Annotated in this window: 14 protein-coding genes and 1 riboswitch; of the genes, 5 read left to right on the plus strand and 9 right to left on the minus strand. The window is 59.2% G+C overall.

Features of this window, described 5'->3' with window-relative positions; genetic code table 11:
• Window position 1: 1 nt before the first annotated feature.
• The 3 genes from xdhC to xdhA are packed head-to-tail and all read right to left on the minus strand — an operon-like array spanning window position 2 to window position 3694.
• The gene (gene xdhC, locus KJS55_RS01135; protein WP_213543628.1) at window positions 2-514 is read right to left on the minus strand and encodes a xanthine dehydrogenase subunit XdhC; all 513 of its coding nucleotides are present in this window, start codon (window positions 512-514) and stop codon (window positions 2-4) included.
• Complete coding sequence (gene xdhB, locus KJS55_RS01140; protein ID WP_213542498.1) at window positions 514-1395, minus strand: xanthine dehydrogenase subunit XdhB; 882 nt, start codon at window positions 1393-1395, stop codon at window positions 514-516. Before xdhB ends, xdhC begins: the two co-directional genes overlap by 1 nt.
• A complete protein-coding gene (xdhA, locus tag KJS55_RS01145; RefSeq protein ID WP_213542499.1) occupies window positions 1388-3694 on the minus strand; it encodes a xanthine dehydrogenase subunit XdhA in 2307 nt (768 codons plus the stop codon). The genes xdhB and xdhA overlap by 8 nt, the downstream gene beginning before the upstream one ends.
• 87 nt (window positions 3695-3781) lie before the next feature.
• On the opposite strand from xdhA, the gene KJS55_RS01150 reads away from it, so the two are divergent.
• Entirely contained in the window at window positions 3782-4375 is a 594-nt protein-coding gene (locus KJS55_RS01150; RefSeq protein WP_213542500.1) for a nucleotidyltransferase family protein, read from the plus strand.
• Window positions 4365-4634 (plus strand): DUF1905 domain-containing protein, encoded by a 270-nt coding sequence (locus KJS55_RS01155; protein WP_187031276.1) that lies wholly within the window; start codon window positions 4365-4367, stop codon window positions 4632-4634. Before KJS55_RS01150 ends, KJS55_RS01155 begins: the two co-directional genes overlap by 11 nt.
• Before the next feature lie 23 nt (window positions 4635-4657).
• On the opposite strand, the gene xdh is transcribed toward KJS55_RS01155, so the two are convergent.
• From xdh to metK, 5 genes are all read right to left on the minus strand, one after another.
• Window positions 4658-7207 (minus strand): selenium-dependent xanthine dehydrogenase, encoded by a 2550-nt coding sequence (gene xdh, locus KJS55_RS01160; RefSeq protein ID WP_213542501.1) that lies wholly within the window; start codon window positions 7205-7207, stop codon window positions 4658-4660.
• Between the two features lie 106 nt (window positions 7208-7313).
• Complete coding sequence (locus KJS55_RS01165) at window positions 7314-7949, minus strand: thiamine diphosphokinase (RefSeq protein WP_213542502.1); 636 nt, start codon at window positions 7947-7949, stop codon at window positions 7314-7316.
• 337 nt (window positions 7950-8286) lie between these two features.
• Window positions 8287-8469 carry a hypothetical protein gene (locus KJS55_RS01170; RefSeq protein ID WP_187031269.1) on the minus strand — a complete coding sequence of 61 codons (183 nt, stop codon included), beginning with the start codon at window positions 8467-8469 and terminating at the stop codon, window positions 8287-8289.
• A gap of 118 nt (window positions 8470-8587) precedes the next feature.
• On the minus strand, window positions 8588-8950 hold the full coding sequence (locus KJS55_RS01175) for a helix-turn-helix domain-containing protein (RefSeq protein ID WP_187031268.1): 363 nt from the start codon (window positions 8948-8950) through the stop codon (window positions 8588-8590).
• 226 nt (window positions 8951-9176) lie between these two features.
• Complete coding sequence (gene metK, locus KJS55_RS01180; RefSeq protein WP_187031266.1) at window positions 9177-10361, minus strand: methionine adenosyltransferase; 1185 nt, start codon at window positions 10359-10361, stop codon at window positions 9177-9179.
• Window positions 10362-10448: 87 nt separating this feature from the next.
• Window positions 10449-10541: riboswitch (SAM riboswitch) on the minus strand.
• A 171-nt stretch (window positions 10542-10712) separates the two neighbouring features.
• Between metK and KJS55_RS01185 the strand changes: the two genes are divergently transcribed.
• From KJS55_RS01185 to KJS55_RS01195, 3 genes are all read left to right on the plus strand, one after another.
• Window positions 10713-11594: a DUF1751 domain-containing protein gene (locus KJS55_RS01185; protein ID WP_187031264.1), complete on the plus strand. Its 882-nt coding sequence runs from the start codon at window positions 10713-10715 to the stop codon at window positions 11592-11594.
• A 28-nt stretch (window positions 11595-11622) separates the two neighbouring features.
• Window positions 11623-12216 (plus strand): GNAT family N-acetyltransferase, encoded by a 594-nt coding sequence (locus KJS55_RS01190; RefSeq protein WP_187031262.1) that lies wholly within the window; start codon window positions 11623-11625, stop codon window positions 12214-12216.
• A gap of 166 nt (window positions 12217-12382) precedes the next feature.
• Window positions 12383-13819, plus strand: coding sequence for an aminoacyl-histidine dipeptidase (locus KJS55_RS01195; RefSeq protein WP_213542503.1), 1437 nt, complete (start codon window positions 12383-12385; stop codon window positions 13817-13819).
• Window positions 13820-13893: 74 nt separating this feature from the next.
• On the opposite strand, the gene KJS55_RS01200 is transcribed toward KJS55_RS01195, so the two are convergent.
• Entirely contained in the window at window positions 13894-14655 is a 762-nt protein-coding gene (locus tag KJS55_RS01200) for a GNAT family N-acetyltransferase (RefSeq protein WP_228300426.1), read from the minus strand.
• Window positions 14656-14725 lie beyond the last annotated feature (70 nt).

The raw sequence follows: 14725 nt of genomic DNA on the forward strand, positions 1-14725 counted from the left end.
CTCATCGTTCTCTTTGTTCCGCAGGCTCTTTGCCAAGCCGCCGGTACATGGTCTTTTTCACTGCCCGGAGAATGTTCTCATACCCGGTGCAGCGGCACAGGTGACCAGAGAGGAGCTTTCTCAGCTCGTCGTCGGTGTACTCTCGCCCGCTCTCCAGAATCTCCACCGCCGTCAGGATCACACCGGGGGTGCAGAAGCCGCACTGGATAGCGGCCTCCTCCACAAACGCCTGCTGGATGTCGCTCAGCTCGCCGTTGGGCCCCAGCAGGCTCTCCAGCGTGCGGACGTGCTTTCCTTCCGCCCACACCGCGAGATAAATACAGGAGTTGAATGCCTCCCCGTCGATGAGGACCGTGCAGGCGCCGCATTCCCCCACCTCACAGCCCTTTTTCACGCTGGTCATCCGGAAGTCGTTCCGGAGCAGGTCCGTCAGGGAGGCCCGGACATCCACCGTCCGCTCCACGTCCCGACCGTTCAGATTGAAATGTATGGTCTCATACTGCCTGTTCTCCATCACAGTGCACCTCCCGCCAGACGCACGGCCTCCACAAACGCCCGCTTGGCGCTCTCCACCGCGATGTGCATCCGGAAATCCTTGGCCGCCCGCCAGGAGTCCCGGGGGTGGATATCCTCCCGCACGGCCTGAGCGAACGCCTCCGCTAGATCCATACCCACAGACCCGCCTGCGGCTACTGCCTCCGCGCTCTCCGCCCGCATAGGCACCGGCCCCGCCACGCCAAAGGCCACCCGCGCCCGCTCCACCGTCCGCTTGTCGGCGGAAAGGCGCACATTCACAGAGGTGCCCAGAGTGGCGATGTCCATGGCGTTCCGCATGGCATATTTGATATAATGTCCGAATGTATCCGTATAGTCGTCTTTTTGAATTAAAATTGCGGTCTGCAGCTCTCCTGCCCGGATGTCCACCTGTCCCGCCCGAATGTAGAACTCTCGGATGGGCGCCAGTCTCCGCCCCTCCGGTCCAGTCATCTCTACCACGGCGTTATAGGCCAGCAGCGTAGAGGCCGAGTCCGCCGACGTGACGCCGTTGCAGGTGTTGCCGCCGATGGTGCCGATATTGCGGATTTGCGGGCCGCCCACCTGGTCCACAGCATCCCCCAGGACGTTGACGTATTTCTGGATCAGCGGGTCCTGGGTGATGTGGGAAAAGCTGGTGAGGGAGCCGATGCGCAGCGTCCCATCCGCCTCCAGGGAAACGCCCCGGAGCTCATCCAGACCGTAGATGGAGATGAGCTCCGCACCAGCCCGCTTTCCCTCCCGCATCTGCACCAGCACGTCGGACCCGCCGGCAATGATCTGGGCCTCCGGATGAGCGAGGCGCAGCGCCACGGCGTCGGCCACGCTCGTTGCCTGATACAGGGCTTTCATGTCATACATGGCTTTCCTCCTTCAACAGTCCGCTCTCCTTGAATTTCTGATAGAGCACGTGGGGTGTGATGGGGCAGCGGTCAAAGGCCACACCAGTGGCGTTGAAAATCGCGTTGCGGATGGCCGGCGCGCCGGAGCAGGCCGGCGGCTCTCCCAGGGCCTTGGTGCCAAAGGGCGAGGTGGGCTCTGGGTTCTCTACAAACGCCGCCTGCAGCGTTGGGTGGTCCATGCAGGTGGAGAGCTTGTAGTCCAGCAGGTTGCCGTTCAGGGGCCTACCGGTCTTTTCGTCAAATTTCAGTTCCTCGCTCAGGCCATAGCCGATGGCCATGGACATACCCCCGTGGACCTGGGCCTCCGCCAGGGCGGGGTTGATGAGGCGGCCGCAGTCGTGGACGTTGACCATCTGCACCAGCTTTACCTTGCACATGGGAATGTCCACCTCCACCTCGGCAAAGGTGCACCCAAAGGAGTATGCGTTGGACTTGATCTGGGCCGTGGTCTCGGCGGTGATGTGCTGGCTTCTCTCCAGGGAGTAAAGGCTCTCCGTTGCCAGGTCTCCCAGGGATTTGAGCTCCCGGCCGTCGGACTTGCGGACGATCCGCCCGTCCACCAGATCCAGGTTGCTCACCGGCATCCGGGTTTGCTCATGGGCCACCTGCAAAATCCGCTCCCGCAGGGCCTGGGCTGTCTGCATAATGGAAAAGCCGCCGATATAGGTCTGTCGGGAGGCGTAGGCCCCTGTTCCAAAGGGCGTCACATCCGTGTCCTGGGTGGAGACCACGTGGACGCTCTCCACCGGAACTCCCACCGCCTCCGCCACCATCTGGGTATAGGCGGTATCACAGCCCTGGCCAATCTCCGTCTCGCCGGTCTGGAACTGCAGCGATCCGTCCTGATTCAGCACCATCCGGCAGGAGGAGGACTCCAGCGAGATGGGCCACACAGCGGTATTGTACCAGAACACCGCCATCCCCACGCCCCGGCGGACGGGGCCGGTCTGGTTTTGGTAGAGCTGGTATTTGCGCTGATAGTCGATGGCCGCCATCCCCCGGTCCATACACTGGTTGAAGGTGTCGAAATAGTTCTCGTTCTTGGAAAAGCCGTCCTGATACCCCACGGGCATCAGGTTTTTGCGGCGGAACTCCAGCGGCGTCATACCGATGGCCGCGCAGATATCGTCAATGTGGCACTCCCCGGCGAACATGGCCTGGGGAATGCCGTAGCCCCGCATGGCGCCGGCGGCGGGCAGGTTTGTGAACACGGACCAGCAGTCGCACTCCAGGTTGTCGCAGGGATAGAGCTGGGGAAAGGCCCCCATACCCTTCGCCACCACGCCGTGGCCGTGGGAGGCGTATGCCCCCTGGTTGGAAAACGCCTCGAACTTCCGGGCCGCCAGAGTGCCGTCCGGCCGGACCCAGGAGATGATATGGGTGCGGATGGCGTGGCGGACCCGGTTGGAGATGAAGGTCTCCTCCCGACTGCACTCCAGCTTCACGAGACGCCCGCCCACCTGAGTGCAGCACCAGGCGCAAAGCGGTTCGTACAGCGCGTCCTGCTTGTTTCCAAATCCTCCGCCGATGTAAGGCTTGATCACCCGGACCCTGCCCCAGGGAATTCCCAGGGCCTGCCCCACCACCCGGCGGACAATATGGGGAATCTGGGTGGAGGTCACCACTACGACCCGCCCCGCCTCCTCATAGGCAAAGCAGCCGTGATTTTCAATGTGGCAGTGTTGGACCGTGGGGGTGTCGTACCAGCCCTCCACCTTCACAAGGTCCGGCTCCTGAATGGCTGTCTGGTAATCTCCCCGGCGGATATCCGTGTGCTTAAGGATGTTGCCTGGAAATTCCTCGTGGATTTGGGGTGCCTCGCCCTCCATAGCCTTTTGTGGGTCCAGGACGAAGGGCAGCTCCTCGTACTCCACCTCCAGCGCCCGGACGCCCTGGGCCGCAGCCACCTCGTCCTCCGCGATCACCACGGCCACCTCATCCCCATAATAGCGGACATGGCGGTTTAAGAGCAGCCGGTCCGCCACGTCCTGATGGGCGGGGTCCGTAGACCAGGGATGACCCGCCGTGGGAAAGGGGAACTCTGGCACGTCGAAGCAGGTCAGCACTCGCACCACCCCGGGAATCCGCTCCGCTGCGGCGGTGTCAATCCGTTTGACAAAGCCGTGGGCGATAGTGGAATGACAGATCTTGACGATCAGCGCCTCCCGGCCGCAGAGGTCGTCGGTATATTTGGCGCGGCCTGTGGCCTTGTCATAGGCATCCACCCGTTTCAGGCTTTTGCCGACGCTTTTGCTCATAGGGCACTCCTCCTTGAAGCTGAATTCTTGACTTGCCGTGGAAAAAGCGGATATACTACTGACAAATACACGATTGAGGGGCAAAACATGGAAGAGATCAAAGCACCCAGGCTTGGATGCGTGGTGATGGCGGCGGGAAATGCCAGCCGATTCGGGGACAACAAGCTTTCAGCACAGCTCCGGGGCAGGAGCCTGATCCTGCGCGCCCTGGAAGCAGTCCCCACGGAGCATCTGGATGCCGTTACCGTGGTCACACAGTATCCAGAGGTGATGCGCCTTGCAAAAGAGTTTCATTTCGCTGCAGTGTGCAACGACCACCCGGAGTATGGAATCAGCCACACCATTGCCCTAGGGCTCACCGGTCTGCGGGACTGCGACGGAGTGGTGTTCCTGGTCTCCGACCAACCGCTGCTGCGGCGGGAGAGTGTGGCAGCTCTCATCTGCCTGTGGAAGTCTCAGCCGGAGAAGCTGGCAGCCCTGGCTCACGGCGGCGTCCGCGGAAACCCCTGTGTCTTCCCCGCACGGCTGTTCCCGGAGCTTCTGGAGCTGCGGGAGGACCTTGGCGGCAACGCGGTCATCCGCCGCCACGAGGAAGATCTGCTTCTTCTGGACGTGCCGGCCCGGGAGCTTCAGGACGTGGACACCCGGCAGGACATGGAGGCCATGCTGGATGAATCCTGAGCGCTATGAGTTTGATGCCGTTATTCAAAAGGTCCCGGACATCGACGGAGCCTATGTAGAAATTCCCCTGGATGTGCGGGCGGTGTTCGGCAAGGGCCGAGTGAAGGTTTCTGCCAGCTTTGACGGCGTCCCCTATGATGGGAATCTGGTGCGGATGGGCACACCCGGCCACATCCTGGGCCTGCGGAAGGACATCCGGGCCAAACTCGGCAAACATCCGGGAGACACCGTGCATGTGACCATCCAGGAGCGGACATAGCGGCGGGGGACTGCCCCGCCGTTTTATTTGCGGGTATAGGGAGTGTTCTCCAAAGGCAAGCTGGTGCGGAACCGCCCGTCATAACGGAAGTAGGCGTCTGCAATGGCAGGGGCTGTGGGGATGGCGGTGATCTCCCCAATACCGATGGCGCCGCAGGCCACGTTCAGCCCGGGCTTCTCCACAATGATGGGCGTGATTTTCGGAATCTGGTGGGCACGGAGCAATCCCAGTGTGCCGAATTTGGCGGTGGGCTTACAGTCCGCCAAGGGGTAGCGCTCCGTCAGGGCAAAGCCCATGCTCATGACTACGCCACCCTCAATCTGCCCCTCCACGGAGAGGGGGTTCACCGCCTTTCCCACGTCGTGGGCGGCCACGATCTCCTGAATCCGCCCGTCCTCGTCCAGAATGCAGACCTGGGTGGCATAGCCATAGGCGATGTGGCTGACGGGGTTCGGCACGTCGGCCCCCAAGGGATCTGTTTTGCCCAAGTATTCCCCATAGAACTCCCGGCCGTTCAGCCCCTCCAGGCCGGTCTCCGCCAGCGCCGAGCGCAGGTCCTGGCAGGCCCGACGGCAGGCCTCGCCGGTGAAGAGGGTCTGTCGGGAACCGGAGGTAGTACCGGAGTCCGGGGCAAAGTAAGTATTGGAGCGCTCGTAGACGATCTGTTTCGGGGACAGACCGGTCTGCTCGCAGACCATCTGCGTGAGCACCGTGCCCAGCCCCTGTCCGATGCAGGAGGCGCCGGCGAAGATGTGGAGCTTTCCCTCTTCCACCGTCAGCCGGACCCGGCCGGTGTCCGGGATGCCCACGCCCACGCCGGCGTTCTTCATGGCGCAGGCGATGCCGGCGTACCGGGCCGTTTCATAGTAGGGGCGCACCGCCTCCAGCGTCTCTGCAAGGCCGGTGGCCGCGTCCACAATCTGGCCATTGGGCAGCTCCTGGCCGGGGCGGATGGCATTGCGCCACCGGATCTCCCAGGGGGAAATGCCCACCAGGTCCGCCATCTGATTCAAAAGGCTTTCTATGCAAAAACAGGTCTGGGTCACACCAAAGCCCCGGAAGGCCCCGGCCGGGGGATTATTGGTATAGTAGGCCCAGCCGTCAATCTCAAAATTCTGGTAGTTGTAAGGCCCCGCGGCGTGGGTGCAGGCCCGCTCCAGCACCGGTCCGCCCAGAGAGGCGTAGGCCCCGGTATCTGCGATAACCTCGGCAGCCACACCTTGAATCCTGCCGTTTTCATCGCATCCCAGGGAGAACACCATCTCCATAGGGTGGCGCTTGGGGTGGATTAAGATGCTCTCCGCCCGAGTGAGCTTCACCTTGACCGGACGCTTGGTGAGATAGGCAATCAGGGCGGCGTGGTGCTGAACCGTCACGTCCTCCTTGCCGCCAAAGCCCCCGCCCACCAGGCAGTTGCGAACCTTGACCTGTTCGGCGCTCAGACCCAGCATTCCCATGGTCTCGTGCTGGGTGTCATAGGCACCCTGGTCCGTGGAGAGAATGCACACGCCCTCCCCATCCGGGTACGCCACGGCGCACTCCGGCTCCAAAAAGGCATGCTCCGTCCAAGGGGTGGTAAAGCGCTGGGTCAGCACGTGCTTGGACTTGGCGATCGCCTCCGCCGGATTGCCCCGCTGGATATGCTTATGAGCCAGGAGGTTTCCGTCCCGGTGGACCAGCGGTGCGTCCGGCAGCATGGCCTCCCGGGGGCTGCGGACCATGGGCAGCTCCTCGTAGTCCACCCGCACCAGCGACTTCGCCCGGTCCAGGATTTCCGGCGTCTCAGCAGCCACGAGGCAAATGGCGTCCCCCAGATAGTGGGTGATGTCCCCCACGGCGATCATGGTATCCCAGTCCTTTTTCAGGTGGCCCACCTTATTCTGGCCGGGAATATCGTCGGCGGTGAGGACGCAGACCACCCCTGGCAGGGCTTCCGCCTCCTCCTTGTGAATCGCCAGTACCTTGGCTCTGGGATATCGGGACCGGACGGCGCTGCCGTAGATCATGCCGTCCAGATAAATATCATCGGGGTAAAGGCCCGTACCGGTGACTTTCTCTTTGACATCAATCCGGGGCACCCGCGCCCCCAAGGACCAGTCCTTGGGCGCTTCCGGAACCCTGCCAGCACGCAGCAGCTCCGCCGAGAGCAAAATCGCATCAATGATCTTCACATACCCCGTGCAGCGGCAAATGTTGTTGCGGATGGCATAGGCCGCCTCCTCCCGGGTGGGCGTGGGGTTTTCGTCCAGCAGCCCTTTGGCACACAGCACCATACCGGGAATGCAGAACCCACACTGCACTGCCCCTGCCATGCCGAAGGCGTATGTATAGACCTCTCTTTCAAAGTCCGTCAGGCCCTCCACGGTGACAATGCGCTTGCCCTCCAGCTTGTCGGTCTGCAGGACGCAGGCCTTGGCACTTTTGCCGTCCACCAGCACTGTGCAGGTGCCGCAGGCGCCCTCGCTGCACCCGTCCTTGACACTGGTCAGGCGCAGCGTATCCCGGAGGAAGCGCAGCAGCCGCTGGTTTTCCTCCACGTTCACGCTCTGGCCGTTGACGGTGAATGTCGCCATGCGTTCTCCCCCCTCTTTGCCAACAGTCCCTTAAAAGGTCAACCTTTTTATTGATTATACAAGAAATCACGCCTCGCCGCAACCGCTTATTGTTGATTTCGTTGTTTTATCTCTCGGATAACGGAGCCAACTGCCACCCCACTGCCAGCGCCCCCCGCCGGACACGGATGGTGGCCTCCGGTTCCAGGATGTGGTTACTGACCCCCAGGGGGAACTCCGTCGTCAGCACCGCGTTTTCCAAGGGGTACTGGAAGCCGGTCTCGTCAATTCCCTCCGCCCGGTCTCCTAGACTGAATGCGGAAAACAGCCCCCACTCCACCGTCCGCTGGATGGTCAGGGACTCGTTTTCCATCACGGTCCAGAGAAAATCATCGTCATACATGTAACCCCGGGCACCACGCCGCCGCAAATACAGCAGGGATTGGAGATTTGCCAGCGTGTGGTCCAGTCGTTTTCCTCCGGTACCGCCGTAGAGATAGACCTCATCGCAGCCCTGCTCCAGGGCTGTTTTGACAGCCAGCATGGTGTCCGTGTCGTCCTTTTCCACCGGAGAGCGGCGAATGTTGGGGAAATTCTCCGGAGCCTCCATGGAGTCAAAATCTCCCAACAGTAGGTCCGGAACAATGCCTAGCCGCTGGCAGACGCGGTACCCCGCGTCCGCAGCGATCACCAAGTCACCGGGAAGCGGCCGCTCCCGCAAACCAAAAAATGTGCCGGCCGCAAAAATAAAGCCGCGTTTCATCGTACCACTCCTTGCTAAGAGCGCCTGGCGGACGTATGGATGTCCATCTCCCACAAAGGGCGCTCTCTATAGATTCTTTGTTGTAAAGATGCGCAATCCAACACGGATACTAACGGCATGAGGGACGAGCACCCATACCATCTCCCACAGCCCCGAAACACAAGCCATCTTCCACACGACTGCCGGTATCTTTGAATCTGTCTCGAACCAGGGGAACGCGTTCCTGATGGGTCCCGCCGCTTCTGAAAAGGCGAGCCCCTATGGAGTTCAGTGTATCACGTTTGACGCCCAGTGGCAAATAGAACGAGTCCGCCGGGAATGTCCCGGCGGACTCGTTCTATTGGATGTGCTCTTCACAGAAATTGTCCAGCACACGGTATCCCATTTCTCCCGGTGCGGCCACGCGGAATTCCGCGATAGTCGCAGGGTCAAAGGCCGGACATAACCGTTTTTCCGGCTCCAGCCGCAAAACAGGCGTCCGGTCTGGCTGACCGTTGCTGGCCTTTTTCCTATTTGGCATGGAATCACCCCATCACCAGTCTTTGTCGAAGGTTGGGGTTTTATGCGCTGCCGGACCACCTTTTTCACATGTCCCGGTATGAAAACTCCGGCCGCATACGGCTTCGCAAAAACAAACGCTATTTTGCAAAAAACACCCCGTAGGCCACCACAAGCGAAAAAAAGGTCAACACTCCAGCGCTCAGAACCAGGCATGTTTTGATCAGCTTCTTCCCTTCATTCACATCCTGATAGAGCGAAGACAATTTTTCGCCGTCGAAATTTTTCTCCCGCACTTCCTGTACATCCAAATCCCGCACCAGTTCATCTAATGTAAGGCCAAAGTAATCGCTCAGAAGAACCAGACGCTGAAAGTCCGGATACGATTGAGCGGACTCCCACTTGGAAATGGTCTGGCGGGAAACCTTTAGTTCCTCTCCCAGCTCCTCCTGGGAAAGGCCCTTGGTCTTTCGCAAATTGATCAGCTTTTCATTGAAATTCATAGAACCCTCCTCATACTGCTTTACGGCCGCGAAGCCAGTATGATGGGTTCAGGCTGTACCGTCAACCAATCATGGTTGGCAATTTGTCAACCATACTTCACATATTCCAATTTCGCACTATCAGACAGGCTGCCCCAAAAGATGGGCTGTCCGTTCCGCTCCCTGTTCCTCTCTGCAGCACTCAACCAGAAAAGCGCGCCGCCCGAATCGGGCGGCGCGGAATCCATTATTTTGTCAGAGCGGCTTTCAGCTCGGCCACCCGGTCAGTTTTCTCCCAGGTCATACCCAGGTCCTCCCGGCCCATGTGTCCGTATGCCGCAAGCTTGCGGTAAATGGGGCGGCGCAAATCCAGATCCCGGATAATAGCCGTGGGCCGCAGGTCAAATACCTTTTGCACCGCCGCCTCCAGTTTGGCGTCGTCCACCTTCCCGGTGCCAAAGGTCTCCACCAGCACACTAACGGGCTGGGCAACACCAATGGCGTAGGCCAGCTGCACCTGGCATCTGGAGGCAAGACCCGCCGCCACAATATTCTTGGCAACCCACCGGGCGGCATAGGCGCCGGACCGGTCCACCTTGGTAGGGTCCTTGCCGGAGAAGGCGCCGCCTCCGTGAGGCGCGCTGCCGCCATAGGTGTCCACAATGATCTTACGGCCCGTCAGGCCGGAATCCCCCTGGGGTCCGCCGATTACAAAGCGGCCGGTTGGATTTACGTAAATCTTGGTATGCTCATCCATCAGCCCCTCGGGGATGGCGGGATGGATCACCATGTCGATCATGTCCCGGCGAATCTGTTCCAGTGTAACCTCAGGGCTGTGCTGGGTGGAGAGCACTACCGTGTCCACCCGGACGGGCCTTCCGTCTTCGTACTCCACAGTGACCTGGGTCTTGCCGTCTGGCCGCAGATAGTTCACCAAACCCACCTTACGCACCTCGGTCAACCGCTTGGCCATCTGGTGGGCCAAGGAGATGGGCAAGGGCATCAGCTCCGGCGTCTCGTCGCAGGCGTAGCCAAACATCATGCCCTGGTCGCCGGCGCCGTTTTGAAGCTCAGCGTCCTCGCCCTGCTTGTTCTCCAGCGCCTTATCCACGCCCATGGCGATGTCGCCGGACTGCTCGTCAATGTTGGTGATAATGCCGCAGGTGTCACAGTCAAAGCCGTACTTGGCCCGGTCATAGCCGATGTCCCGGATCACTTCCCGGGCAAGCTTTGCAATGTCCACGTAGCAACTGGTGCTGATCTCGCCCATGATGTGCACCAGGCCGGTGGAAACAGCAGTCTCACAGGCCACCCGTCCCTGTGGGTCCTGGGCCAAAATCGCGTCCAACACCGCGTCGGAAATCTGGTCGCAGATCTTATCGGGATGTCCCTCTGTTACGGATTCCGAGGTAAATAAGTAATGTCTTGCCATGCTATGTCTTCCTTTCTGATCTTCCCCCATCAAGGGCAGAAAAAACGCGCGTTTCGACGAAGAAACGCGCAGAACTCTTTCTCTCGCTCCTCATCTGTCGCTTACCGTCGGATTTGGCACCTTACACTGCAGGTTGCCGTGGCTTCACTGGGCCGTTCCCTCCACCACTCTTGATAAGGGTTATTGAATTTTCATGTGTTATTCTAACACCTTTTGTGGATTTGTCAATAGATATTTGCCGGTTTTCGTCAAAAAATTGTCCTCATTTTCCAATGTTCACAAATTGTACGTGACTTTTCCAGGCAGGGCGGGTATAATCAGCATTATTATGACCATGTTGGAGGGATCATTTTGAGAAAACTCAGCGCCGCGGTGGACCGGTTTGCCTATAACCATCCCCGCTTCGGCATTCCCAATTTGATGAAGTTCATTGTTATCGGCAACGTCCTGGTGTACCTTCTGTCCCTGTTTGCTGGCTATGGGGCTGTCAGCTTTTTGAATTTTCAGTGGGCTGCCATCACTCACGGCGAGCTTTGGCGGCTGATTACTTTTATTTTCATGCCAGGTTATTACAGTACCGGAGATGTCCTGTGGCTCGCACTGTTTCTCTATTTTTATTACATGATCGGCACTGTATTGGAGCGGGAGTGGGGCACCGCCAAGTTTACCCTCTATTATTTTTCCGGCGTGGTGCTGACCTTGGTCGTCGGCATTGTGACTGCTCTGGTCTCCGGTCATAACGTCCTGATTGAGGGGACCAGCTATGTGAACCTGTCCATGTTCTTCGCTTTTGCCATGCTGTATCCGGAGACTCAGTTTCTGGTGTTCTTTATCATTCCTGTCAAGGTCAAGTGGCTGGCCTGGATTGACGCGGCGTTTTTCGCCCTGTCAGTTGTCACCAGCCTGTTCCGCCTGGATATCCTGAATGCCCTGCTGCCAGTGGTGGCACTGCTAAACTTCTTTGTGTTTTTCTGGACCAATATCACCGATGAGATTGCCTATCGCCGGGGGCGTACCCGCCATCAGAGCAGTCATCAAACGATCCAGTTCAAATCCGCAGTGCGCCAGCAGCGGAAGAAGGAGGCCGAGCGGGGTTACCGTCACAAGTGCGCCGTCTGCGGCCGGACAGATGCGGACCATCCGGAGTTGGAATTTCGTTACTGCTCCCGCTGTGCCGGATATCACTGTTTCTGCCAGGACCACATCTTTAATCACGAGCATTTTACAGAGTGAGAAGTTTTCACGGAAAGTGAGGGAGTTCATGATTCATTCCTTAGACGCCTGGGCCGCGATGCTCTCCGAGAGCTACGGAGAGGACGCCAGCATCCGTATGCAGTTTCAGGGTGTGGCAGACGCCGCCTCTGTGCTCCATCTTCAGTGCGCCGGCATGCTGCGAGCCTTTGATCGGATAGGCGGCGTCATCACACAGGGTGACTGTGAAGGCGTGGCGCTCGGCTATTTTTCAGAGGACGAGGAGTCGCTAAATCAGGCTCTTTTGGAAGAACAGTCGGCGCTTTTGCGCTCTGTTCCCCCGGATACCCTGGCGGCCATTCAGAAAAATGCTGTAGAAATCGCGAAAATCGCTCAGCCAGACTGGTATCGCTCCGCCCTCGGCGGCAGAGGGGTCTATGTTCTGCAGGCCATTGCTGTTCGGAGAGATTGCCGGGGAAGCGGCGTGTTCCGCGCTCTTCTCACCCCCATTCTGGATGCGGCCCGGCAGAGGGAGACCCCCGTGGTGCTGCAGACCTTCAAGTTAGACAACCTGCGCAAGTATGAGCACATGGGCTTTCAACTTTCCAAAGAGGTTGCCTCTGACACCATCCCTCTTATCTGCTATCATATGATCCACCCCTGATGTCTCTTACCACGGCTGCTTTTCTGGCAGCCGTGGTATTTTGGTTTTCTCATCTCATGGAACCCTGCACCCCTTGAAAAAGGAATGGTCTCCTGCTATAATCAGGCAGACACATCCGGGCGCTCTGCGGAACCAAACGACCCGATCTATGTAAAGGAGGCATTTCATGATGTTGGAAGCTTTACAGCCCCATGCGGTTTTTCACTGGTTTGAGGAAATCTCCTCCATTCCCCGCGGCTCTGGCAGCACGTCGGCCATTGCAGAGTGGTGCGTTCGTTTTGCCAAGGAGCGCGAGCTTCGCTTCTTCCGGGATGAAGCTGATAACGTGGTCATTTTCAAAGAGGCGTCCCCCGGCTACGAGGGCGCTCCCACCATCATTCTCCAGGGGCATCTGGATATGGTTTGTGAAAAAGCTGCGGGCTGCACCAAAGACATGTCCACGGAGGGGCTGGATTTGCGCTGTGACGGGGAGTGGGTCTGGGCGGACGGCACCACTCTGGGCGGCGACGACGGCATTGCTGCGGCCATGGCGCTGGCAATTCTGGACGATGACAGCTTGCCCCATCCCCCCCTGGAGGTGCTCCTCACCTCCAACGAGGAAATCGGTCTGCTAGGTGCCCAGGCCTTTGACGCCTCCGTGCTCCAGGGCCGGCGGATGCTGAATCTGGACCACAGCGAGGAGGGGTCCTTCATCGTGGGATGTGCCGGTGGAAACCGGACATGCTGCACGCTGCCGGTTCATCGGGAGCCCTATGCCGCAAGTGCGTGGCGCGTTGCTGTCAGCGGGCTGCTGGGCGGGCACTCCGGCGTGTTTATCAATCAGGGCCGCGGAAACGCCTCGATCCTTCTCGGGAGGATGCTGCAGGAGTTGTCTCTGCATATGGACCTAAGGCTGGTTCTCGTGCGCGGCGGCCTCAAGGATAATGCGATTCCTGTGGCGGCGGAGGCCCAGATTCTGGTTCCGCCTGGGGCTGATGTCCAGGGGCTTTGCGCTGCCTTTGCCTCCGTTTTACAAAAGGAGTTCCGGCGCTCAGATCCCGGTATTGCCTGGAATGTCTCTCCCTGCCAGCCGGAACTGACCCCTATGGACCAGGCGTCCACTGCCCGCTGCCTCTGTCTTTTGACCTGCGCTCCCAATGGCCTGCAAGAACTCAGTCAGGATATGCCGGGCCTTCCGCAGACCTCCCTGAACCTGGGGGTCCTCACCACCTCTCCGGAAGCTCTGGACGCTGTTTTCTCCCTGCGCAGCAGCCTCGCCAGTCAGAAGGAGATGCTACTGCGCCGCCTGAGCGCCTTGACCCGCTCCCTGGGCGGTTCCATAGTGGTCCGGGGCGATTATCCCGCATGGGAATACCAGGCGGAGTCTCCCCTGCGGGACCTGCTGGCGGCAGTCTATCAGGAGCAGTCCGGAAGCGCCCCCAGCATCGAAGTCACCCACGGGGGACTGGAATGCGGCGTTCTCTCCAAAAAAATACCGGGGCTGGACTGCGTGTCCTTTGGTCCCAATATTCCAGACATTCACACCCCCCGGGAGAGAATGGAGGTTGCCTCTGTTCAGCGGGTTTGGAAACTGCTGCTGGAGGTCTTGCGCCTCAGCCGTTGAATCCTTTAACATGCCGGCCGGCCAGAAAATTCTGGCTGGCCGGCATGTCTTCTTCGCATCTATGACATCTCTTTTCAGACAGGACGTCCCTCTTCCCGTTGGAACATTCTTTTCAGTGCCGCGGCGTCCAGAAGATTCACTGTCTGTAGCTTTCCCTGATAGAACACCGCCCAGTTGTTAAAGACACAGGGCAGCTCCTTTGCCTTTTGCTGTGTGTCCACCAAACGGAGCGACACAGGAATCTGCCGTTCGCCGCAATACTGCCGGATCAGTTCCACGCTCTGGCAGATATAAGGGCACTGAAAGTCGTAATAAACCGTCAGCTCCTGTCCGTCGATCTCCCCGCGCTTTGCAGCGGGTGAAAACCGGGGCACGGTCCCATCCAGGGAACACGCCAGCAACTGGTAGCCATACTCCGTGGCATCCACGGTTTCAAACCCAAATTTTTGAGCGAAAGCCTGATCGGAGAGCCATGCCTTTTGCTTGTCCGCTCCCAGCATACACACGCCGGATTTTCCTCTCTCCCTGGCATCCTGAAGGCAATATTCCATGAGCATTCTCCCATATCCCTTGCCTTTATGACTGCCGGATACCCACAGGCAGTAAAGATATAGGTAATTGTCTCCCAAAATCGGCACCCACGCAGTTTCAAGTGGTGCATATTCGATAAACACCACAGCCTTTTCATGGAGCTTACGGAAGACATGCCCCTCATTCAACCGCTCCGCCAGCCATGTCCGCTTAGCCTCCACTCCCGGGTGGGGCTTTTTGCTGCGGATGATACAGCACAGATGTTCCTCCGCCAGATTTTCCGGCGTCAAATTGATAAACTCCATGTCCCCCTGCCTCATTTCTATGGATTGCCACCATCATAGCATGGAAGTTCACCCAGGGCAAGGGATTTCC

This window comes from Pusillibacter faecalis (genome assembly GCF_018408705.1).
In the GTDB taxonomy this organism is placed as follows: Bacteria; Bacillota; Clostridia; order Oscillospirales; family Oscillospiraceae; genus Oscillibacter; species Oscillibacter faecalis.